General features: G+C 37.5%; 26 protein-coding genes. 20 read left to right on the top strand and 6 right to left on the bottom strand.

The features are described 5' to 3' along the window. Positions 1-129 precede the first annotated feature (129 nt). Positions 130-438 (bottom strand): hypothetical protein, encoded by a 309-nt coding sequence (locus J7E67_RS28170; RefSeq protein WP_098933185.1) that lies wholly within the window; start codon positions 436-438, stop codon positions 130-132. A 251-nt stretch (positions 439-689) separates the two neighbouring features. On the opposite strand from J7E67_RS28170, the gene J7E67_RS28165 reads away from it, so the two are divergent. Further along, positions 690-1,655, top strand: a complete 966-nt coding sequence (locus J7E67_RS28165) for a DUF1835 domain-containing protein (RefSeq protein ID WP_214733282.1) — start codon at positions 690-692, stop codon at positions 1,653-1,655. A gap of 84 nt (positions 1,656-1,739) precedes the next feature. Here the strand turns inward: J7E67_RS28165 and J7E67_RS28160 are convergent, their stop codons facing one another. Further along, positions 1,740-2,717, bottom strand: coding sequence for a ring-cleaving dioxygenase (locus J7E67_RS28160; protein WP_214713692.1), 978 nt, complete (start codon positions 2,715-2,717; stop codon positions 1,740-1,742). Positions 2,718-2,981: 264 nt separating this feature from the next. On the opposite strand from J7E67_RS28160, the gene J7E67_RS28155 reads away from it, so the two are divergent. The 5 genes from J7E67_RS28155 (at position 2,982) to J7E67_RS28135 (ending at position 8,712) form a co-directional block, all read left to right on the top strand. Continuing rightward, a complete protein-coding gene (locus tag J7E67_RS28155; protein ID WP_214733281.1) occupies positions 2,982-4,214 on the top strand; it encodes a DUF438 domain-containing protein in 1,233 nt (410 codons plus the stop codon). 293 nt (positions 4,215-4,507) lie between these two features. Next, positions 4,508-5,602, top strand: a complete 1,095-nt coding sequence (locus J7E67_RS28150) for a glucose-1-phosphate adenylyltransferase (RefSeq protein WP_285291947.1) — start codon at positions 4,508-4,510, stop codon at positions 5,600-5,602. Between the two features lie 204 nt (positions 5,603-5,806). Beyond that, positions 5,807-6,598, top strand: coding sequence for an HAD family hydrolase (locus J7E67_RS28145; protein WP_214733279.1), 792 nt, complete (start codon positions 5,807-5,809; stop codon positions 6,596-6,598). 344 nt (positions 6,599-6,942) lie between these two features. Beyond that, a complete protein-coding gene (gene brnQ / locus J7E67_RS28140; RefSeq protein WP_214733278.1) occupies positions 6,943-8,322 on the top strand; it encodes a branched-chain amino acid transport system II carrier protein in 1,380 nt (459 codons plus the stop codon). Positions 8,323-8,511: 189 nt separating this feature from the next. Next, positions 8,512-8,712 (top strand): cold-shock protein, encoded by a 201-nt coding sequence (locus J7E67_RS28135; RefSeq protein ID WP_007083691.1) that lies wholly within the window; start codon positions 8,512-8,514, stop codon positions 8,710-8,712. 247 nt (positions 8,713-8,959) lie between these two features. Here the strand turns inward: J7E67_RS28135 and J7E67_RS28130 are convergent, their stop codons facing one another. Then, entirely contained in the window at positions 8,960-9,367 is a 408-nt protein-coding gene (locus J7E67_RS28130) for a hypothetical protein (protein WP_214733277.1), read from the bottom strand. Between the two features lie 225 nt (positions 9,368-9,592). Next, complete coding sequence (locus J7E67_RS28125; protein WP_251027058.1) at positions 9,593-10,435, bottom strand: HAD family hydrolase; 843 nt, start codon at positions 10,433-10,435, stop codon at positions 9,593-9,595. Positions 10,436-10,686: 251 nt separating this feature from the next. On the opposite strand from J7E67_RS28125, the gene J7E67_RS28120 reads away from it, so the two are divergent. From J7E67_RS28120 to J7E67_RS28095, 6 genes are all read left to right on the top strand, one after another. Then, positions 10,687-10,968, top strand: a complete 282-nt coding sequence (locus tag J7E67_RS28120; RefSeq protein ID WP_214713703.1) for a hypothetical protein — start codon at positions 10,687-10,689, stop codon at positions 10,966-10,968. 116 nt (positions 10,969-11,084) lie between these two features. Then, on the top strand, positions 11,085-11,270 hold the full coding sequence (locus tag J7E67_RS28115) for a DUF2187 family protein (RefSeq protein WP_088088472.1): 186 nt from the start codon (positions 11,085-11,087) through the stop codon (positions 11,268-11,270). A 291-nt stretch (positions 11,271-11,561) separates the two neighbouring features. Further along, entirely contained in the window at positions 11,562-13,163 is a 1,602-nt protein-coding gene (locus J7E67_RS28110) for a long-chain-fatty-acid--CoA ligase (RefSeq protein WP_214733276.1), read from the top strand. 335 nt (positions 13,164-13,498) lie between these two features. Next, positions 13,499-13,633: a hypothetical protein gene (locus J7E67_RS31970; RefSeq protein ID WP_285290518.1), complete on the top strand. Its 135-nt coding sequence runs from the start codon at positions 13,499-13,501 to the stop codon at positions 13,631-13,633. Positions 13,634-13,677: 44 nt separating this feature from the next. Next, positions 13,678-13,824, top strand: coding sequence for a hypothetical protein (locus tag J7E67_RS28105; RefSeq protein ID WP_214713706.1), 147 nt, complete (start codon positions 13,678-13,680; stop codon positions 13,822-13,824). 81 nt (positions 13,825-13,905) lie between these two features. Next, the gene (locus J7E67_RS28095) at positions 13,906-14,352 is read left to right on the top strand and encodes a redoxin domain-containing protein (protein ID WP_251027059.1); all 447 of its coding nucleotides are present in this window, start codon (positions 13,906-13,908) and stop codon (positions 14,350-14,352) included. 73 nt (positions 14,353-14,425) lie between these two features. Here the strand turns inward: J7E67_RS28095 and J7E67_RS28090 are convergent. Beyond that, a protein-coding gene (locus J7E67_RS28090) for an IS3 family transposase (protein WP_214733275.1) occupies positions 14,426-15,993 on the bottom strand; the annotation gives its coding sequence in 2 pieces (ribosomal slippage) (positions 14,426-15,342 and positions 15,342-15,993; 1,569 coding nt in all). Between the two features lie 100 nt (positions 15,994-16,093). Next, entirely contained in the window at positions 16,094-16,681 is a 588-nt protein-coding gene (locus tag J7E67_RS28085; protein ID WP_214733274.1) for a guanylate kinase, read from the bottom strand. Between the two features lie 306 nt (positions 16,682-16,987). Here J7E67_RS28085 and J7E67_RS28080 point away from each other — a divergent pair, with 306 nt between their 5' ends. From J7E67_RS28080 to J7E67_RS28050, 8 genes are all read left to right on the top strand, one after another. Then, positions 16,988-17,242, top strand: a complete 255-nt coding sequence (locus tag J7E67_RS28080) for a lmo0954 family membrane protein (protein ID WP_308161487.1) — start codon at positions 16,988-16,990, stop codon at positions 17,240-17,242. A gap of 116 nt (positions 17,243-17,358) precedes the next feature. Beyond that, complete coding sequence (locus J7E67_RS28075; protein WP_214733273.1) at positions 17,359-18,018, top strand: PspA/IM30 family protein; 660 nt, start codon at positions 17,359-17,361, stop codon at positions 18,016-18,018. A 171-nt stretch (positions 18,019-18,189) separates the two neighbouring features. After that, the gene (locus J7E67_RS28070; RefSeq protein WP_251027057.1) at positions 18,190-18,855 is read left to right on the top strand and encodes an LbetaH domain-containing protein; all 666 of its coding nucleotides are present in this window, start codon (positions 18,190-18,192) and stop codon (positions 18,853-18,855) included. 101 nt (positions 18,856-18,956) lie between these two features. Further along, positions 18,957-20,126, top strand: a complete 1,170-nt coding sequence (locus J7E67_RS28065; RefSeq protein ID WP_214733271.1) for a DUF3800 domain-containing protein — start codon at positions 18,957-18,959, stop codon at positions 20,124-20,126. Positions 20,127-20,286: 160 nt separating this feature from the next. Next, positions 20,287-20,988 (top strand): FAD-dependent monooxygenase, encoded by a 702-nt coding sequence (locus J7E67_RS32180; protein WP_308161486.1) that lies wholly within the window; start codon positions 20,287-20,289, stop codon positions 20,986-20,988. Between the two features lie 62 nt (positions 20,989-21,050). After that, positions 21,051-21,386 (top strand): FAD-dependent monooxygenase, encoded by a 336-nt coding sequence (locus tag J7E67_RS32175; RefSeq protein ID WP_308161484.1) that lies wholly within the window; start codon positions 21,051-21,053, stop codon positions 21,384-21,386. Between the two features lie 138 nt (positions 21,387-21,524). Continuing rightward, positions 21,525-21,974, top strand: coding sequence for an SgcJ/EcaC family oxidoreductase (locus J7E67_RS28055; RefSeq protein WP_214733270.1), 450 nt, complete (start codon positions 21,525-21,527; stop codon positions 21,972-21,974). Between the two features lie 202 nt (positions 21,975-22,176). Then, entirely contained in the window at positions 22,177-23,178 is a 1,002-nt protein-coding gene (locus J7E67_RS28050; RefSeq protein WP_214733269.1) for an LLM class flavin-dependent oxidoreductase, read from the top strand. Positions 23,179-23,226 lie beyond the last annotated feature (48 nt).

Here is a 23,226-nt window from a genome sequence, read left to right as displayed (position 1 = left end):
AGAGTAGGACGTTGCCAGGCAAACGAAGGATAACCATTTAAGGTTGTCCTTTTTATTGGTTTTAAATATACAAAAAAGGGCAATGATCTCAAAAATCATTGCCCTTTTCCACGCCTGAAATATCGAAGGCTACCGTTTCAATCTTCTTAATACCTTATCTTCAAAATCTGCCTTATTTATATCCAATCCCATAACTTCATTTCTAAAAGTCTTGAAACGTCCATTTTCCACTTCCAATGTGAAATATCCTCTTTCACTTAAAAGATTAATGTCCCCAATAATATTTTTCCTGAGTACAGGATCAAATAAATTCACTAAGTTAGGGTTGCTTGGATGAGGTTTGAACACGCATCCTTGTTCCACGCATGTTCTTATTATATTTTGGACCTTTGGATGGGCAATACTTTCAATTTTTTTGTTTACTTCGGTACTATACATATTCAATCGTCTCCTTTCCCGTCTTAAAACGATATGCAAATGACTAAACTAATATGCTTACCTAAAATAGCAACATATAAGTCTATGCTTATATTAGAAGGATATATGTATTTTCATGCTAAAATAGATAAATGCTTGTATCAGATTCTACTTTGGAATGAAGTCTAGTTCATAAATCGTGCAAAGTCTGTTGGTTAATCTTATTGAAATAAATGATTAATGAGAGAGATGACTAGAAATGAGGTATCGGTATGATTCACATTGTAAATGGGGATGTAGTGGGTAGTAAGCTAGGAAATCTTCCTAGAGATGTTCTAGTTTGGCGGGAAATGTATGATTTTGGTCCATTATCCGAAGATATTAGGGAGGAAAATTGGATCCATCGCAGGGCCAGTTTTTTTGAAGAAAAATTAGCTATTCCTGCTGAGTTATTTAGTCGGAATTGTAAAGACCAAAATCGATATCTTGATGAAATCCCTAGAGATAAAGAGATTGTACTATGGTTTGAGCGCGATCGGTATGATCAAACGATGTTAATGTATTTGCTAAACGAATTATCAAAAAAAGAGTTTAGAAACCTATGGTTGGTGACTATTGATGAGTATGAGGGGGTAGAACCTTTTTATGGCCTTGGTCAATTATCATCTCAGCAATTGGAAGGACTTTATTATCAAAAGAAACAACTAGTAACAGATGAACAAATAATAGAAGCTATTACTGGCTGGAGAGCTTATACATCTAAGAATCCGATAGATATTGAAAAATGGATGGCTTCATCAAAAGAAAAATTACCTTTTTTAAAACAGGCATTTCAATCACACTTAAGCTACTTTCCCTCAGTGCATACAGGTCTAAATGTAGTAGAAACCTTAGTTTTAAACTATCTTGATAAAAATACATGCTCGTTTGGAGAATTATTTCAATCGATAAGTATGCAAAGAATTAATGATGGGATAAGTGATCTTTATTTTGCGGCCATGCTAAACGAGCTGATGCAGGGACCCTATCCATTGTTGGAATGTGATTATCCATTACCCAACTATCAAAATCCGGAACCCAATGCAAAGCTAAGGTTAACTTCCCATGGTTTAGATGTTTTAACTGGACAAAAAGTTCATTGTGAATTTATGGGACGTGATTGGTGGATTGGGGGGGTATTCCAAAAAGAGAATAAATGGTTTTGGGATGGGAACAAACTTATTAAAAAGGGTGATTAAAAGTAGTGGGGGACTGACCCTTTCTAGTTAATAACAAAGAGCGAGCCCCACGGCCACGCTCTTTGTGTGTTATTTTTAAAAGGATTATTCTTTAATGAATTCTTTTGTACTTCTTATGGTATCAATTGGACGAACCAATTTCTCGATTTGTTCCCGTTTTGGTTCTAAGAATGGCGGTAATGATAATTTTTCACCTAATGTTTCGTAGGGCTCATCTCCCATAAATCCTGGGCCGTCTGTGGCGAACTCAAATAGAATCTGCGGTGCAACTCTTGTATAAAGTGATCCGAAAAAGTAGCGATCGACGAATCCAGATGTTTGGAATCCAAAGCTCTCCATATGTCCAATCCATTCTTCTAGAACGGAACGATCGTCGACACGGAATGCCGCATGATGTACCGTCCCAAATCCTTGGCGTGCTTGAGGAAGAACCGCATTATATTCGACTACTACCTGAGCGCCATTGCCGCCTTCACCTACTTCAAATAAATGAAACGCTCCTTCTTGTGCAATCTCTTTAAATAGAAGAACTTTTTCCATCATTTCTTTAAAGTAATCAAAATTAGCGACACGAACAAAGATCGGGCCTAATCCAGTAATCGCATAGTCTAATGGAATCGGTCCTTTTTGCCATGGGGTACCAGCTGCAACACCATTATTATTTTCATCTGAAATCAATTGGTATTGCTGGTCATCAAAATCAACAAACGACAGTGTTTTTTTACCAAATTGCTCTTTAATTCCTGTATGTTTTACCTCTAAACGGTCAAAGCGTTTCACCCAATATTCAATCGCCGCATCAGTTGGGACACGGAAGGAAGTCTTTGAAATTTCGTTGGTACCATGGACCCCTTTAGGTATGCCAGGAAAGTCAAAAAAAGTCATATCGGTTCCAGCACTGCCAATATCATCGGCAAAGAATAAGTGATAGGTTTGAATATCATCTTGGTTAACGGTTTTCTTAACTAAGCGCATCCCTAATACATTCGTAAAAAACTCATAGTTTTTTTCTGCGCTGCTCGTAATGGCTGTTACGTGGTGCATACCTTTTAATCCATTCATTTTGAATCCTCCAATTTATCCTCTATTTCTTATTTAATAAGTATCTTCTAAACCAATTTGAAATATTATCTTTAAACTATTTATCTTTAATTCGAGATAAATATAACATGAAATTAATATGCTGTCAAAAAGTTCGTCCTAAAAGTTTTCACAATTACCTTGTTACTAATGATGTTAATCACAAACAATCAGTTTAGGAAGTGTTAAGTTATTAATGAGAACAAATATCAAAAGTATTTTGAAATAGTAAAGGAGAATCCTGATATGAGTGAATTCATTAATAACCGTGAACAATTAACTAGTGAAAATACAGAACGCGTAGATATACTAAAACAACTTTTTATGGATCTTCATAATGGACGAAATCTTGATGAGGTCAAAGCGCATTTTGATGCGTTTGTCGGGAAAATAACCGTCGATGAAATAACCCAGTTACAACATGATTTTGTCGAAGAGGGAAGTATTTCTGCTGCTGAACTTAAGCATATCTACAAGCAGCATTCATCCATTTTTCAAGGAACGATTAAAGAAGAAAACCATCAAAATGGAAGACCTGAAGACCAGGCAGGTCATCCAATTCATACCTTTAAACTCGAAAATCAAGAGGTTGATAAGCAGTTAACCACCAAGCTTCAAGTACATTTAGAGGAGTTTGTCAAAGAAGATTCAGCTGAAAATATCTATAAGCTAATCGAAGATATTAATCTATTGCTCGATATTGATAAGCACTATAGCCGAAAAGAGAATTTGATTTTTCCCTATTTAGAAAAGTACGGGATCTACGGCCCCACAACAAATATGTGGAGAATCGATGATTTCATCAGAGACGCGATTAAGGACGGCAGACAAAAACTTGCCCATTATTACGGCGACAAGCAGGCTGTTATCGGGGTTTTAAATTATGTCATTCAAGAAGTAGCGGGAATGATTTATAAAGAAGAAAACATTCTCTTTCCTATGGCTTTGAAGAATTTAACAGAAGATGAATGGGTCAAAATTGCCCATGAAAGTGATGAAATTGGCTTTTGTCTGATTGCTCCTGCAGTAGAATGGAAGACTGAAAAAAAAGCACTAGATGAAAAGGCAATCTCTGAAGGCTATATTAAAATGGAAACCGGTATTCTTTCCTTAAAACAGCTGGAGCTCTTATTAAACCATTTACCCGTTGACATCACCTTCATTGACCAAGATGATGTGGTTCGGTATTTTTCACACGGAAAAGAAAGAATTTTTGCGCGGACGAAAGCAATTATTGGTCGTACCGTTCAAAACTGCCACCCGCCTAGAAGTGTCCATGTCGTAGAGGAACTGTTGGCAGATTTTAAGTCCGGTAAAAAAGAGTCTGAGGATTTTTGGATTAAGTTCAAGGATAAGTATGTCTATATCCGTTATTTTGCTGTTCGGGATGAGAACGGGAAGTACATTGGCACCCTTGAATTCACGCAAAATATTGACCCAATCAAAGCAATTGAAGGGGAAAAACGAATTCTAGAATAATATATAAAAACTGCCATCCACCGATGAGATCAATCGTCGAGAAATGGCAGTTTTTTTTATAGATTGGTCATATTTTCATTGTTTGATTTTACGACAATTCGAGACAAATACAGAGTTTGCGTCACTTTTAGTGTCGATAAAAAAGCAGGGTATTTTCACAAAGCTGTAACAGGTTAAACGGAAAAATGGAAGAAAACGGAGATAATAAGAGTATAAGTAGTTCCAATGACAGTCTCATTCAAAAAAATTTTACGAGGAGGGAAACAATGAAGCAAAAATGAATTGCTTTGCTATTGGCTGGAGGAAGGGGAACAAGATTAAACCTGCTTACAAAATCCCTAGTTAAACCAGCAGTACCATTTGGTGGGAAATACCGAATCATTGATTTTGCCTTAAGTAACTGCAAGAATTCCGGAATTGAGACCGTTGGAATTTTAACGCAATACAGACCTTATGTTTTGCATTCACATCTTGGCCATTGCAATTATTGGAACTTGTATAATCGATATGGGGGCCTAACGATTCTCCCGCCATTTCAGCGCAGTAACTCTGGGGTAGAATGGTATGAAGGGACGTCACATGCTGTCTTTCAAAATATTGAATTTATTGAGCAGCATAAACCTGAGCATGTGCTCATTCTATCTGCAGACCAAATCTATAAAATGGATTATTCTTTGATGCTCGAGCAGCATATTGAAACAAAAGCGGACGGTACCATCGCTGTCGTAGAAGTTCTGTGGGAAGACGCGAGCCGCTTTGGTCTCGTAAAAATTGATGATGAAAGCTATAAAATTATCGATTTCGAAGAAAAGCCGGAAAATCCGACCACGAATTTAGCATCGATGGGTATTTATATTTTCAAATGGTCTGTTTTAAAGGAATACTTGCTACAAGAGGAGCAAAAAGAATTTACTCATCGCGATTTTGGCAAGGATATTCTTCCTTCGATGCTAAGTGCAGGAATGGAGTTATTTGCCTATTATTTCAATAACTATTGGAAGGATGTAGGCACCGTCCGTAGTTATTGGGATGCCAATTTAGACCTTTTGAATAGGGATAGTAATATCTTCCTCCTGAATCCTGAATGGAGAATCCATACTGTCGAAAGTAATGCGCCCCCGTTATTTGTGGATGAGTCAGCCACGGTCCACCAATGTTTACTGAGTGAAGGCTGTGAAATTTACGGTACGATCGAAAAGTCCGTTGTGTATAGCGGTGTGAAGATTGGAAAGGGGGCGCGAATTATAAATGCAGTCATCTTGCCAAATACTATTGTTGAAGAGAACGCCTGGATTGAAAATGCGATCATCGGCAGCCAAACGGTAGTCAAGAATGGGGTCATCATTGTCTCGAAGGATCCTAATACCCATTTAATGGTTGTTAAATAATGTAACAGTCGACCCGGCGCTTCACGATGTAGGATCCAAAACCAATGTGTTAGCAGTATCATCCTAAGAAATTCCATGAAGCGTTCACCGCTTGATTATCGGTTCACTTGTCAAATAAATGAATAAAAAATTCACAATTATATATTTTCAATATTTAAAATGGTAAACTAGAAAAAATATCTTTTATACAAGGGGAAGGTTACGATGATTAAAGCGATTTTTTTTGATTTAGATGATACACTGCTATGGGATCAAAAGAGTGTGAAAGAAGCCTTTGCTGCTACGTGTAAAGTAGCTGAGCAACGGTATGGGGTCGATGTGGACCAACTAGAAGAGGCTGTTCGAGAAGCAGCAAGAAACATTTATGCTTCCTATGAATTTTACCCTTTTACGCAAATGATTGGGATTAATCCGTTTGAAGGGTTATGGGGTAATTTTTTAGATGATCAGGATGATTTTAAAAAGATGAAGGAAATGGTTCCTACCTATCGAAAGGACGCTTGGACAGCTGGTTTGAAATCATTGGGCGTGGATGACACGGATTTTGGATTCGAGTTAGCGGAACGGTTCCCACAAGAGCGTAGAAACCTGCCGTTTGTCTATGAGGAATCATTTAAAATTCTTGATACGTTAAAAGAGAATTACCAGTTGCTGCTGTTAACAAATGGTTCACCCGATCTTCAAAAAACAAAACTAACGATAACACCTGAACTGGTTCCATATTTTGATCAAATTGTTATTTCAGGGGATTTCGGCAGAGGGAAGCCTGATCCGACCATTTTTGAACACGCACTCTCGCTTATGTCGGTTCAAAAGGATGAGGTCCTTATGGTGGGGGATAATTTAATGACAGATATTCTTGGAGCGAATCGGGCAGGAATCAAAACGGTTTGGATTAACCGTCATGACAAAGCCAGAAATGAAGTTATCCCTACTTATGAGATTACCCATTTGGAAGAACTTTTTCCATTATTAGAGGAATTAAAGAAAAAATAAAATACAAACTAATTGAAAGATTGCCGTATATATAGGGAGTTTCCTATATATACGGCAATTTTTTGTATGGATGAAAATGGTGTGCAACAATTATGCTAATTATTTTTCTAGAAAAGTATTGATGAGAAAAATGAAAAATATATCATTTTCACAACTATTTACCAAAATCTTATAAAATAGGTTGAAAAATAAACATATCTTCTTTCGAAATTATCTAACTAATCTCAAAAATAGGTTGAATTTTTCTCGATAGGATAGTAATATTATTCTCGGAATATATCATTATACAGATTTTTTTAGAATTAATTATTTAGGGAGAGAACATCTAGGTGGGAGTAGCTAATATGCAAAATAAATTACCATTTTCAAGGTATTTCGTTATAGGAGTAATGTTGTTTGCCTTGTTTTTCGGGGCAGGGAATTTAATTTTTCCAGCAGCACTTGGTCAAAATGCAGGGTCAAATGTGTGGATGGCGGTGACAGGCTTTTTAATTACCGGAATTGGGCTTCCGTTTCTTGGAATCCTGGCAATGGGGTTCTCGGGGAGCAAGAACTTAGAGGAGCTGGCAAGCAGGATCCACCCGGTCTATGGGGTTATTTTCACATCGCTTCTTTATTTGACGATTGGGCCATTTTTTGCCGCACCTAGGACGGGCGCAGTAGCCTATGATATTGGGATCGCACCGTTTGTAAGTGAAAGTTTTGGTCAAATTGGATTATTTGTATTCACTGGTTTGTTTTTTATTGTGACCTTGTGGTTTTCATTAAACCCAGCAAAGCTTGTGGACCGTGTGGGGAAAATCTTATCTCCTGCTATTATCATTCTAATTTTTATCTTATTAGTAATGGTTATTGTCAAGCCAATCGGTTCAATTGAGGCACCACAAGCAACATATGCAAGCGGGGCGTTCATGAAAGGATTTATGGAAGGTTATAACACAATGGATGCACTTGCATCGCTTGTATTTGGGATCATCGTTATCAATTCAATTCGTTCGATGGGTGTAACGTCTACACGAGGTATCCTTATAGCATCAGCTAAGTCTGGACTGATTGCGACCATTTTTCTTGGAATCATCTACGTTGGCGTTGCTTATTTAGGGGCTTCAAGCACAAGCGTGTTCGGACTTTTTGATACTGGAGGTCCTGTTCTGGGGAAGGCATCTTCCTATTATTTTGGCACATTTGGTACGGTTATGTTGTCGGTTATTATCTTACTCGCTTGTCTAACAACGAGCATCGGCTTGATGACAGCTTGCGGCGAATACTTCCATACACTGGTACCGAAAATCAGTTACAAAATGTGGGTGCTTTTCTTTTCGCTCGTTTCGTTTGTAATCGCAAACTTTGGTTTAGCGAATATCATTAATTTTTCCATACCTGTATTAATGTTTTTATATCCATTGTCGATTGCCTTAATGCTGCTGACTTTTTTGTCCAAGCTGTTTAACCATTCACGGATTGTTTATGTAACAGCCATTTCAGTCACCTTTATGATTAGTATTATCGATGGGCTTAAAACATTCTGTGATCTGGTTGGAATCGAATATTTTGGGTGGCTAGCGCAGATTGTTGCGTTTTATGATCGAGTATTGCCTTTTTATAACAATGGGCTCGGCTGGCTGCTGCCTGTTTTGGTTACCATCTTAATTACAGGGATTTTTGTCAGTGTGCAGAATTTCTCCGCACACCGCATAAAGAATAAGACTGAAAGTGCCTTATAGCATTGTAAAAACATCAAAAAATAAAATTAATCCTAAATACCTATTTGCATTCCTTACTAATCTCTGTTATAGTAAGGGAGAATTATTTTTGTTAGTCGGTAGGATAATAAGTGCTAAACTTTCTGTCTTGAAGATCTGAGCAAGGATAGTAACACAATGTGTGCACAGCACACGAGGAGGAAACAACAAATGGAACAAGGTAAAGTGAAATGGTTTAATGCAGAAAAAGGATTCGGATTCATCGAACGCGAAGCAGGAGACGATGTATTCGTACACTTCTCAGCTATCCAAAGCGAAGGTTTCAAATCTTTAGACGAAGGTCAAGCTGTAACATTTGAAGTAGAACAAGGTCAACGTGGACCCCAAGCTACTAACGTTCGTAAAGCATAATAAGACCCAAAATATAAAAAGACTCTCTTAATGGGAGTCTTTTTTTGTTGGTAAAATTCGGGGCAAATAAAAAACCCTACTCTGCAGTTGAGTAGGGCGGTCTTATGAAAACGTAAAGTAAATGGTAAACAAAGTATAGCATACATTCCTTCCAATCCCTAATTTTTTTAAATTGATAGAAAATTACTAACTATAATTCCTTTATAAGCTCATATCGGATGAATATTTAAGGTGAAGGTTCAATACCTTAAGAAGTAACTCGGGTTTGTTTTTGATAACGTGTTTTTAAGATTCCTGTTGGCTTTTCCCAAAAGCAAGGCAAGTGGACAGTATTTTGATTGAATATTTCTATTAATTCATGAAAATTCTTCATTTCATATACATTAAAGGCGACACCATTTTCGGTTTTTACCTGAAAATAACGTGTTGTTGTGTTATTTTCACCTGCAGATTCTCTTTCGTAATAGTGGGTTTCGGTAACTTGTTCCCAGGCGTAGTCGTTTACAAAGATTCCTTTTCGCTTATTAATGATTGTGACAGTGAACCCTTTTTCACGACAGGAAACGGTGGTGTCGTTGCCAAAGTATCGCATCCACAAAAAAATGACAACTCCAATCACAAAGATAAACGAACCGATCCAAATATTGAGAAACATGAATCCAATCCCTATAACACCAAAAATGATTCCAAAAACAACGGAAGATTTGGAAGACGTTTTATTCGAAAATTCTCTGTTAATGAAAATCCCCCCTTTAGTAAGAAGGGTATGCAGTCCTTGGTTTTAAATGACTGGACGTGCCTTACAGACTATATAAAAATTAAACGACAAAAAACTGCGTCCCCCATTTTGAGGTGACGCAGTCGTTTAAGCAGAAAAATTTTAGTTTTTAATTATAGATCGTTGCTCTTCTGTGTTCAATAATTGTAAAAGCTCTCGAACAGCATAGGCAAAACCATCTTCGTCATTAGTCTTTGTGATGATATCGGCTTTTTGCTGAACATGGACAGGGGCATTTCTCATGGCAACTGAAGTGGTTGCTACTTCAAACTGGGCAAGGTCATTGCCGCCATCCCCAAAAGCGATTATTTCATCAAAAGAAAGATTCAACATTTTTTGGTAACGTAATAGAGCTTTTCCTTTATGAGCTTCGTTTGAAGTGATTTCCACATTATTTGGAAAGGAGGAAGCGATCGAAATATCAAATTTCCCTGCTAATGCCGCTTTAACCTCTGCTATCATTTCTATTTGCTCCGGGTGTACCAAGGCAATAAGTTTATAGATTTTTACATTGTCTTTTTCAAGAATTTCATCATAATTGAATTCTTGAAAAAGGGTATCGAGCTCTTGTTTACTTTTCCCATGCAATGGAGGCAATGTCGAAGGAAAACCGCCATAATTGGTGTAAACCAAAATACCAACGCCGAGTTCTTTTAAAATCGTAAAAATACTTTTATAGGTTGATACTGTTAATGTAGCCTCGTACAGCATTTCTCTCGTTTCTGAATATAAAACGGAACCATTGATACAAAAAATCGGAATCTCCATATTTTGAACGGCTTTTAATTTAATGACATCAGCGTAAGCACGACCTGTGTTCAAAATAAGGCAGTGGCCTGAGTCCTTCAATTCGTTTAAAGCCTTCACATTCTCCACGCTTATTTCATGCTGAGAGTTTAATAAGGTACCATCTAAATCGATTGAAATACATTTCATATTTGTCATATTTCCTTTCCATTCCATCATAAAACTACTATAGCAGATTTTAACCCGAAAATGTGTTTCCAAATTTATGTTGGTGCCTGACACCATTTTACACGAAAGGATGTTTGGATATTTGCCATGATCGTTGAATTAACTTTTTTATCTTCTATAATGAAAACAATAACTTAATGGAGGATGTATTTTTTTAAAAATCCTCACGTTCCTTTTTCACGAATCGTTTTTACCGATTAAAAGTTAAGGGGTGACTGGTGATGATTTTGAGAAGTAGCGAAATTACTGGATTTCTAAATCATTTTGATAAGTATGCTAATTGGGATGGGACGAAATATTTTCTTACCTTAAATACAGTCAGTCCGAATGGAACACTTACGATTATGAAGTATCCTGATGGAAAGTTTACCTATCACCGAAAAAACGAACATTATTGGGACATTAGAGAAATAGATATTGAATTAGAAATGTTATCGGATATTATTTGGGGATTTAGGAAAACCATTAATGAACTTATTTTAGAAAGTACGATCGCACTTTAATTATTCCGATAAAGCGAAGCCTTTGACCCTTCAAGGGCTTTTTTTTGATCATTTTCCTTATAGATGGAAAGTATTTTTTCGGGAATTATTGGTTAATATAAAGTCGAGGTGATGGAATGGCTACGGCAAATATTGGCGATGTTATTTCCTTTAGTCGTGAAGGAAAAAATCATGAAGGTGTCGTTTCTGGTATTAGGGAAAATTCTGTTATGGTCCAATATGGTTATTCGAAAGATAAGGATGAACCACTTACTACCATTGTAAACCATAAAAATTACAAAATTAAGAAGTCGAAAAGTTGACCCTCTTGCTTTACATAATAGTTTGATATAAACCCCTAAATGTAAAATAAGCCAGAAAAAACTCAAGTGAAAAGAAAAAATGATAAGTACAAAATTCGAGTGAGGGACTAAGTCTCTACTCGATTTTTTTTGTGATAAAGGTAGTTAAATACTAAATTCAGAAAAATTAAATTATTAATTGACAAATCCCTATTTTTGGGACAAGAATAGAATTGTGATGTATACATCAAAGGGACCAATACGCGAAAAGTTTACCCATCACTCTCATTTAATAAAAGAGGAGTTGGTTATATGTTTTCCCCGTTAACCCCATTAACCCCATTAGACTGGAAACGCCGGGCGGTGAAGTATTATCCGAATAAAACAGCCGTCATCGATGGAGAAAAGGAATTTACATATCAAGAATTTGGCAAGCGAGTCGATCAGCTTTCTGCTGCTCTTCTTCAAGCAGGAATCATCCAAGGTGATCATGTAGCGGTCATGTTGCCTAACACGCATTATATGCTGGAGTGCTTTTATGGAATCTGCCAGCTTGGCGCGGTCATGGTACCGCTAAATTACAGGCTTACTGCGGATGACTTAGAGTATATCATTCGTCACAGTGATGCGAAGATGTTAATTGTCGATGAAGAATTTTGCGGACCGATTGAGAAAATAATCGATAATCTTTCCCTCGAACAAATTATAATCGTATCTGTACCGGGACAGGATACTTCTTTAATTGGCATCGATTATGAGGATTTTTTGCAACATACTTTGGAAACGGTTACACTTCCAGAGGTGGATATTGATGAAAATCAACTGCTAACTTTAAATTATACGAGCGGGACGACTTCAAAACCCAAGGGAGTCATGCTTACACATCGAGGGAATTATTTAAATGCTGCTAATTTCATGTATCATTTAGGTGTCAACCATGATGATGTCTATCTCCATACACTACCGATGTTTCATGCAAATGGCTGGGGCGGTGTTTGGGCGATTACGGCTATAGGCGGTACCCATGTATGTCTCAGAAAAGTTGACCCGCCCCTTATACTTGAATTATTTGAAAAGAAGAAAATCACGCTTTTATGCGGTGCGCCAACGGTTGTGAATATGCTGGTCAATGAGCCAAAGGCAAAAGAAATTAAGATTACTACCAACCCACGGATGGCGACAGCCGGCGCACCTCCTGCAGCAGTACTGATTCATAAAGCGCAAGAAATTCTGGGTTTAAATATGATACATGTCTATGGTCTAACGGAAACCTCTCCTTTCATCCTTTACTGTGAGTGGAAAAAAGAATTTGATGCAATGACAGCTGATGAACAAGCAGCGATCAAGGCAAGACAAGGGATTGAACTTGCTTTCAATGGCGAAACAAAGGTTGTACATCAAGATGGGGAAGAAGTGGCCTGGAACGGAGAAGAATTAGGAGAAATCATCACGCGTGGTAACGTCGTCATGGCAGGTTATTACAAGGATCCAATCACCACTGCAGCGGCAATCAGGGGCGGCTGGTTCCATACGGGAGATTTGGCTGTCACTCACCCAGATGGGTTCATCGAAATACGAGATCGTGCCAAGGATTTGATTATTTCTGGTGGAGAGAATATCTCTTCTACAGAGGTTGAAGGAGTTCTCTATAAGCACCCGGCTGTCTTGGAAACTGCCGTGATTGCGATCCCGGATGAAAAGTGGGGCGAGGTTCCAAAGGCGATTATCGTGTTAAAACCTGAGGCGAAAGTAACTGAAGATGAAATAGTCCAGTTCTGCCGGTCAGAGTTAGCACATTTTAAAGCACCGAAGGCAGTTGAATTCGTAGAAGCTTTACCAAAAACAGCAACAGGTAAATTGCAAAAATTTCGTTTAAGAGAAATGTATTGGACCGGTACGAAGAGAGTCAATTAACTAGCCTGAATTTGGAGTTCTTTTCCCTAAGTGAGAGGAAGGACTCCTTTTTTCGTTTGTCGGCAAGCAAACGGATTAGAAGGGATTATATAAAACGAAAAGCATTAAATTGGCACTTGATGGATAAATCAGGTAATCTGTAAAATTGCGGCCTCTGTTGGTACCGCAATTTAGGGTGTTGATATTTTTTAATAAAACAGTCGAGAACGCTACGGAACAGATTTCTTTGTTTCTTCGCGTTCTTTTTTATGAAGCTTTTTCCGTTATGTAAAAAATAACGTACGAATGAACCTACTAATAAGGTTCATAATAAGTAACAAAAAGGAGGGAGAAGTATGGACCAGAAGTATAATACGGATGATGATGCCAATATTGAATTAAAGAAGGCGTTAAGCAAAAGTCAACCCAGAAGTAATCCAAACATGAGTGAGGCAGAGCAGAAATTAAAAACTCAAAACAAGAAGAGCTAACGGACGATCATAGTGCATCGCCCCTTTAACTTGGAGGTGAGACAATGCCAAAGAATAATCCAATTGAATATACTGGGAAAGTTCTTGACCAGAGAAATGACCTAACTGGTCCAGATGAAGGGAAGGCTTCCTATCCAAAACGACCAAATCATGTTCCAATTCAGGACCCAGCCAGCAATAAAGGTAAATAATTTATGAGGGTAATGAACGGAATTTCTTAGTAGACTAGAAAGGAGGAATAGATCTTGGAAGCGTCTTTGAATATTGGCGAGATGGCCCCAGACTTTTCATTATCGGCGACAACAACAGAAAAGATTGCCTTATCTGATTATCGAGGGAAGAAAAACATAGTTGTTGCCTTTTATGGAATGGATTTTACACCCGGCTGAATTAAGGAAATATCCTCTTGGAAAGAGGATTACAAACGATTCGAGCAATTAGATGCTGAAGTACTAGCTATTAGTGTGGATCATATCCACTCCCATAGAGTTTTTGCAGCGAGTATGGGAACCCTGCCATATCCTTTATTATCAGATTGGTTTAAACAAACGGTAAAAAGTTACTATGTACTTAACGAAAAAGGCGGAACGGCGATTCGTTCAGTCTTTGTGGTGGATAAAACTGGCGTGATAACCTACATAAACACCTCATTTAAAGCTGATAAAAAGGAAGATTATGAAGCGGTTTTTAATGAACTTGGAAAGTTAACAAACCAGTGAATTGAAATAAAGTGTCAGGCACCAACTTGAACTGCCCCCCCGTCAAGTAGACAGTGGAAATAAATAAACGACATTAAGCGGCTTTAGCCCTGTATTCTAAGGGGCTAAGGCCGTTTAGTCTTTTTTGTAATCTTTCATGATTATAAAAATGTATGTATTCCTCAATGTCTTTCTTCAACTCTTCAAACGTATTGTATTTGTTTAGATAATACTTCTCACATTTCAATGTCCCCCAAAAGGCCTCCATCGGTCCATTATCGATACACCTTCCCACTCTTGACATACTATGCACCATTTCTGCTTTTTCAATTTTCCTTTTAAATACATTGGAAGTGTATTGGAATCCCCTGTCACTGTGGAGAAGGGGAGTGGCACCGAGGTTGGCCTCCAATGCTAAATCAAAGGTTTTAAACACCAATGGATTATTATTTGAAGTTCCTAATACATAGCTTACTATTGACCCATCATATAAATCTAAAATCGCACTCAAATAAGCCTTTTGTGAGGATCCGTATTTCATTTCGGTCACATCTGTCAGCCACTTTTGATTCGGCTTTTCTGCATTAAAATCCCTGTTCAATACGTTCTCAGCCACATGTTGTGGAGTGCTTGGCTTATAGCTTTTGCGCTTACGTCGAATAATGGACTGGATTCCGGCATTCCTCATTAGTCGATACACACGCTTATGGTTAATATCCTTTGATAAGGTACGTCTGAGGTTCAATGTTATACGACGATAGCCATATATGCCGTCCACCTTTTTATATACGCGCTTTATCTCCTGAAGGATCTCCTCATTTAACCTTTCATTTTCTGAAGGGGAACGGTCAATCCACTTATAATAAGCTGAACGTGAGATCTTCGCAATCTCACATAATAGTACAATGGAGAAATTTTCTTGCTCATGAAGTTCTTGAATAGCTACATATTTATCTGTTAATCGGGTCTGGCTTAAGGACGCTTCTTTAAACGCCTCCTTTCTAGTTCCTCCAACTTTTTTAAAAATACATTCTCTGCCCGAAGACGCTCATTTTCGCGCTCCAATCGCTTCATTTCTCGCTGGATTTTCTCCTCCGCAGTTAACTCTGGCTCTGTCTTACTCCTTCCGCGCTTATCTTTAAGACCGTCTTCTCCTTCTTTTTCATACTTTTTCACCCATTGGTAAACCTGTTGATATGAAACTTCAAAAAGCTCTGAAGTCTGGTGATAATTTTTTTGGTTTTGAAGACAGTACATAACAATTTTCAAACGTTCTTCAAGTGTAGTAGACCGACCTTTAATCATAGAGTTACTCATCCTTTGCATCTCTTTTAATTCTCTATGATCATTATAAAGGCTTATCCACTTTCGCAACACTGAGCGACTTGAAATTTCATACTTACGTACAATCTCTGTCTGGGAATAGGTTCCGGAAAGATAATCAAGTACGGCAGCTGTTTTTACCGCTTGGGAGTACCGTTTCCAACTAGTTGAATCTTGAAGTCCATCAATTCCATATGTCTGAAATAAATAAATCCAATTTTTGATAGTATGTTTAGATATATTGTGTTGAACACAGAAGTCTAGAATCGAGGTTTGCCTGTCCTCAAATGCCACTATTAACGCATATTTTTCTTGTGCAGTAAAAGCACTTTTTGCCATAGAAAAAGCCCCCAATAACGTAAAACAGATTTTTATTATTTCATCTGTCTACTTTATCGGGAGCATATCAACTCGGTGCCTGACACTTTATTATTTCTGATTAATCAGTAACTATGAAACCTCTTTCAAGGAAACCTTCAATGACTTCACTGATTTGGTAGGAAACTTGAGGCGAATCATAATTTTCAAAGGCATGTTCACAACTGTTTTTATAGTTCATGGTTTCATCATAATGGGCCATATGGCGGGCAATGTCTTGATCATTATCTTTGCGTTCCTTTTGTCTCTCAATAACCGTATCGCGGTCGGCATAAATGAAAAAGCGCATGACACGATCACCATACATCTGTTTTAATTTTTCTGTTCCCTCAGGATTTAATGTTAGGTAGACAAGGGTATGGGATTCAAATGCCTTAACAATATCCTCTTCGCGAATGCCATAGTGTATTCCATCGATGTCAACGCTTTCAAGGAATTCCTGGTTCTCTTGCATTTTTTTGAATGTTTCATCGTTAATAAAATGGTAGTCTTCCCCATTTTTTTCGTAATGACGAGGAGAACGAGTCGTGTAAGAGAGCACAGTTTCCATATCAAACGCGGTTGCAACCATTTTGGCAACCGTTTTTCTCCCTGAACCATCTGGTCCTGTGTAAATGAATAGCTTTTCTTTATTTTTAATTTTATACATAGATAACCTCCTGAAAATGGATTATATAAAAAAGAATCTACCTGACGGCAAATGCTTTTTAGTATTACACCATAAAATGGTTGGATTGGGATAATTTAATTATAACAGATAGATAGCGAATGGAAAGTTTGACCTTTCTGATTTTTATTTGTGAAAAGAGTTGTTCCTTAAATATATTCAATACTAAGCAGTCCGATTGCATCTACGTCTTAAGTCTGAGGGGAAAATCAAGCTCAAGCGCAATTATGAAAAGGATTGAAAAAAGGTAAGATGAAATCAAGATAAAGAACGAAGGAGGTAAATAACATGAAAAAATTTGGTTTACTTTTAGCAGGAGGACTTGCAGCGGTCATCTTACTTAAAACAATTGGTCCGATTATAGGGTTACTCGTAAGTCTAGCGATTCTCTACTTCATTTATAAACAGTTTCTGAAGGCAGAATCAACTGGTTGGAAAATTGGGTTAATAATTATCGGCTTAATTGTCCTTTCAGCAACCATTCACCATATTCCAGCACTCATCGGAGTCGGAAACAGCTTATGTACTTTTCCTTGTTTATAAACTGTGGAATAAAAACAAAAAGCCGCCTGTGAACAAGGAATCCGATCCATTTGTAAATTTTGATAAACAATGGAATGAATTAAAAAAATATTAATTTAAAAGGGGAAAAGTGAACAATGGCAAACTTATTAACTAAAATTAAAGATCTCATTATTGCTGATTTGAATGAAACGCGTCAACACAAAGAAAAACAAAATCCGATTGATTTGCTCAATCAATACCTTCGCCAATGTGAGCAGGAGACGGAGAAGGTTGGCAAGCTTATCGAACGTCAATCTAGCTTAAAGGAAGAATTTACAAGAGAATATCATCAAGCAACTGAGCGAGCAGAAAAAAGAAAGTACCAAGCAGAGATTGCTTCAAAAGCAGGAGAAACAGAGCTTTATCAATTTGCTGCAGCGGAGCATCAACAATATATAGAGCGTGCAGAGCGCCTGAATGCTTCTCTTGCACAAGTGACTGAGCAGTTAACTGAATTAGAAAGAAAGTATGAAGAAATGAAGCAAAAGTTAAAGGATATGCATCTTCGCCGGATGGAATTAATGGGCCGGGAAAATGTAACACGGGCTAATCTAAAAATAAATCAGGTATCAGCGTCCAATTTATACTCGGACCAATTTACATCAAAGTTTAAGGATATTGAAAACTATCTGGAACGATTAGAACACAAGGTGAACCATTCCTACTTCCAAAGTACAATTGATGCACGGGTGGAGCAGTTAGAAAAAGAAATGAATAAACAGGATGATAATCCTGTAAACCTAACAAAAGAATAATGATAAAAGGGCAGTGATTTAGGAATCACTGTCTTTTTGTTCACTAAAAGAAGTACCCATCCGTTCCATTTGAACAATTTATCCTGATCTGGTTGGGTATTAATTTAGAAAAACCTACGTATATGTAGTATGAATAATGAAAAATCCCGTTATTTGAAAGGGGAATTTATTTTGTGGCATTATCCCAATAATTTAAATGTTCCTTTTAATATTTATAGTTACTTTGTAGGTTCGAATCCGGTAACTTCCGTAAATCCCACACCAATTTTTCCAAAAATAAATAAAACGGCATTTTTAAGCCCGTTCACCTATATTGTCGGCGACGTTACGATTCGGAATAATACGTATGTCGGTCCCTTCGTCAGTATCCGCGCAGATGAAGGGACGCCTTTCTTTATCGGAAGCAACTGTAATTTGCAGGACGGAGTAATCCTTCATGGCTTAAAAAACAAACATGTAGAGGTTAATAATAGGAAATATTCAGTCTATATCGGCGATGAGGTATCCTGTGCACACGGAGCATTGATCCATGGTCCCTGTCAGATTGATAAAAAGGTATTTATCGGTTTTAAGGCAATTGTTTATCATGCCCAGGTCGGAGAAGGAAGTTTCATCGCCTCGGGAGCAGTTGTTACAGGTGGAGTTACACTAAAGCGAGGCAGCTTTGTTCCACCAGGAGCTCATATTGATAATCCAAAAAAAGCCGATTCCTTATCAAATGTTCCTAAAAATGAACAGGAATTTGCCCATGAGGTACAGCGGGTGAATCAAGAATTTCCATCTGCTTATTCGTTTGTTTTTGGAAAAAATCGCTGTACTTGCGGTTTATCGTGCTAATCAATGAATTTTATAAGGGGAAAATTAACTTTTTGAAGGTTTTGAAACATATTTTGTAGAAATAAGTACCTAAAGGAAGAATTTTTGGGTGAGGTGGGAGAATGAAAGATATCCAATTCGCGTTTATTGATGAATCTGGTGATTATAGTTTTGATTTTGAAAATAAAGATGTCTCGACCCACTTTATTATCGTTTCTATTCTAGCAAAAGAGTCAAATAAAGAGTTGTTAGAACAGGAAGTTGAAAAGGTGAGACAAAAATACTTTCAAACCGACGAAATGCATACTGATAAAATTAATAACCCTCATCTAAGAATTCAACTATTAAATGAACTGAAAGATTTACCGTTCAATATATATGCATATGTCGTCGATAAAAGAAAAATTAGAGAAGATAGCGGCATCACGTTTGAAAAGACGTTTATCAAATTTATGAATCGGTTAATCTATGATGACTTAAATCGAACGTTTGACCAACTGGATCTTGTGTTAGTGGAACAAGGAACGAAAGAATTCATGACTGAATTTAAAACCTATATAGCAGAAAAAAGTGTTCCAGATTTATTTAATTATTCCATCTTTGGATTTAATCACAGTAAATCCGAATTACTTCTTCAACTGGCCAATTTTATTGCTGGGACGATTGCAAAAGGTTATGATCAAACCCAGTACTCGGAACATTATCCGCTTTTTCATAAAATCATCAAAAAGAAAATCATCGCCATTAATTTATGGCCGCAAAGCTATAAAAACTATTTACATGATTACATATCAAGGAATCAGGACTCTCAATTTGATGAGGTTATTTTTAAACAATCAGTTAATTTAACCCTTCAATATCTTGAGAATAAAAAGAGTGAAGATGCGGATGAAAAAATTAGGATAGATTTACTCAAGTTCCTATTATTTAATTTGAGAGAAAATCCTAATGAATATGTCTATACTCAAGAAATTCTAGATAATCTAAATGCCATCCGAGTGAACAAAATAAATCACCATTACTTTAGATCGAACATCGTTTCAAAGCTTCGTGATAGCGGGCTGTTAATTGCCAGCAGCAATAAGGGATATAAACTGCCAGTTTGTTTAACAGACTTATATGATTTTGTTAATTTATCGAGCCTAACCATACACCCGATGATACAAAGAATATCCAAGTGTCGAAATCAAGTTCTCCTTGCCACCAACAATGAAATTGATATTCTCGAAAACAACGAATATGAATATCTTAAAAAAATTATTGAATTGGAAAAATTAGCTGTTACTGAATAAAGGGTCAGTCCCCACAACATCAATAGATGTGCGGGACTGACCTTTTTTTAGATTGACTGAATACGACAAATTTGTTATTCTATAATTAACTTTTTTTCTTATAAGAAAACTTTTGAAGATAATTTATTTCAAAAATAAATATAACCAGAAGGTGAATAGATTGAAGCTGCAGGCAGATGTTTGTATTGTGGGTGGCGGACCAGCAGGGACATTACTAGGGTTTTTATTGGCTAAAAACGGTGTATCAACTATTTTAATAGAACGTTCTACTGGAGTTAATCGGAAATTTAGAGGTGAACATATAAATTCTGAAACAGAAGCCATTTTAAAAGCACATCAATTGTTTGAAAAGATAGAAGAGCTAGGAATACTTAAAATGAAAAAAGTTGAATTCTTTGCTGGTAAACATATCGTTCAAACAATTACCCCTTCAACCGATGAGGACCACGTAGGAATTCATGTTCCTCAAGTTCATTTACTGAGTGCAATCAACCAAGAATCAGAACAATATAAAAACTACCGTCTTCTTTATAACACAAAAGTAACGGAGTTAATGCAGGATGAGCATGGAGTCTATACTGGTGTAAAAGCGATAAGGGACAGTCAAGAAATAATGATCACAAGCTCGGTTGTCGTTGGTGCAGATGGCCGCTATTCGACAGTCAGAAAGCTTGCGAAGATACCAACGATCGAGATGACGCATGGATATGACGTATTGTGGGCCAAAATTCCCGCTCCTGCAGGATGGGAGCCAACAACAAGAATGGTACTTGTCAATGGACATCAGCTTGCCTTGTTCACACAGACGGGAGGATTCATCCAAATTGGCTGGAATATTGAAGAAGGATCCTTTCCTTCATAAGAAAACAATCATTACAGCCATTTCTTGAACCATTGATCGAAAGCTTTCCGGAATTGAAAGAGTTGGTCTTACAGCATCTACGTACCTGGAATAACTTTGTTCCCTTAAAAGTGCAAAGCTCTCGTTCTGAAACATGGGTAAAGGACGGATTAATCATCATCGGAGATGCAGCGCACACAATGACTCCTACAGGTGCAATAGGCATTAATTGTGGGATGAAGGATGCACATGTTCTAGCGCCGATCTTAACCAAAGCGCTTTTGGAAAAAAACATAACTTCTCAGCGAATGAAAATATTTGAAGAGGCTCGGAAAACTGAAATCAAAGAACAGCAGGAAATGCAAATGAAACAAGAAGCGTCATTTTCGGAAAAATTTGCTCAGTTTGCACTAAATTAAATAATAGACCTTCACCTACATCTTTTAATGGAGTGGGAGAAGGTCCTTTTTTATTTGTGAGAGCCTGACCTCAAAGTTGAAAAGAAGGAATGGATTGTTTTACGATGATATCAAAGCCATGAGAGGAGTTATTAAATTATGATGAATTCTGATTCTAAAGAAGTACAAGCAGTTTATAAAAAGCTTTTAGATGCATGGAATGACCGGAGTGCTGAGGGAATGGCAGAATTATTTGCGGGTGATGGGGAGAATATTGGCTTTGATGGAAGTCAATCCATTGGCAGACAAGAAATATTTTCACATCTCAAGCCAATTTTTGAACACCATCATACGGCACGATTTGTAAGTAAAGTGAAGGATGTACGTTTTCTAAGTCCAGAGATCGCTATTTTGCGCGCAATAGCTGGAATGGTTCCACCAAAGCAATCAGATCTTAACCCCAATGTAAACACACATCATACGCTTGTAGTTATAAAAAGAAACGGGGATTGGCGTATTCAATTGTTTCAAAATACTCCTGCCCAGTTTCATGGCAGACCAGAGTTAGTGGAAAAAATGACTGCAGAGCTGAGAGAGTTAATAAAATAAAGCTACTTGTTCTGGTACTTAGTACATAAATGTCATTTTTTATAATTACTATAATAAAGTTTCGGAAAGAAAAGGGTGTCAGGCACCATGTGAATTTTTCACATGGTGCCTGACACCCTTTTCCTGTTAAGCATTTATTTTTGATTTCTGCCTTCCTATTGTTACTATAGTAGTAATCTCTATAGGGAAAGGAATAATATATATGGCTACAATTAATATACCTGTATCTGTTTTGAATTTAGCTCCGATCCGGAAGGGGCAGAGTTCCAGCCAAGCGATCGAGTCAATGGTCGACCTTGCGCAAGCGGTCGAGAAAATGGGCTATCAACGCTATTGGATCGCAGAACATCATAATACAGCTACCCTTGTCAGTTCAGCGACATCGATTTTAATTAAACATGTTTTGGAACATACAAATACGATTAAAGTAGGGTCTGGAGGGATCATGCTGCCGAATCACTCCCCGCTAGTAGTGGCTGAACAATTCGGTACTATGGCCACGATTTACCCAAATCGTGTGGACCTCGGTCTAGGCCGTGCACCTGGAACAGATATGATGACGGCAAGCGCGCTAAGACGATCGAAAAATGATCCAGTTTATACTTTCCCAAATGATGTCCAAGCCTTGCTTACTTATTTTGGCCCAGCAGAGCAGCAAAGCTATGTGAAAGCCTATCCTGGCGTTGACACGAATATTCCGATTTATATACTCGGTTCTTCCACTGATTCAGCGTATTTGGCGGCAAGCTTGGGTCTTCCTTATGTATTTGCGTCCCACTTTGCACCAAGATATATGGAAGAAGCAATCTCAATCTATCGGAGTCGTTTCCAGCCTTCTGAATATTTGGATAAACCAAATATGATGGTTTGTTTAAATGTTATTGCGGCCGAAACGGATGAGGAGGCACAATTTTTATCGACAACGATGCAGCAGTTTTTCCTAAATGTTGTTCGTGGTACACAAAATCCTCTACAACCACCTGTTGAAAACTTGGATGAGCTTTGGAGCCCAATGGAAAAAGAAATGGCGGCATCGAAGCAAAGTGTGACGTTGATAGGGAGCAAGGAAACAGTCCGCCAACAGTTGACTAAGTTCCAGGACTATTATCATGTCGATGAACTCATGGCCGTATCGTATATTTATGACACTGAAAAACAAAAACGTTCGTATGAAATATTAAAAGAAGTAGTCGACGGGAAGTAATATGAGGACTCAAAAAAGCCATCATTTAATGAACTGCACCCGAATTGT

The sequence above is a fragment of the Bacillus sp. ISL-46 genome (assembly GCF_018613205.1).
Note: the sequence above shows the minus strand (reverse complement) of the source record. Positions and strands in the feature narration are given on the sequence as shown.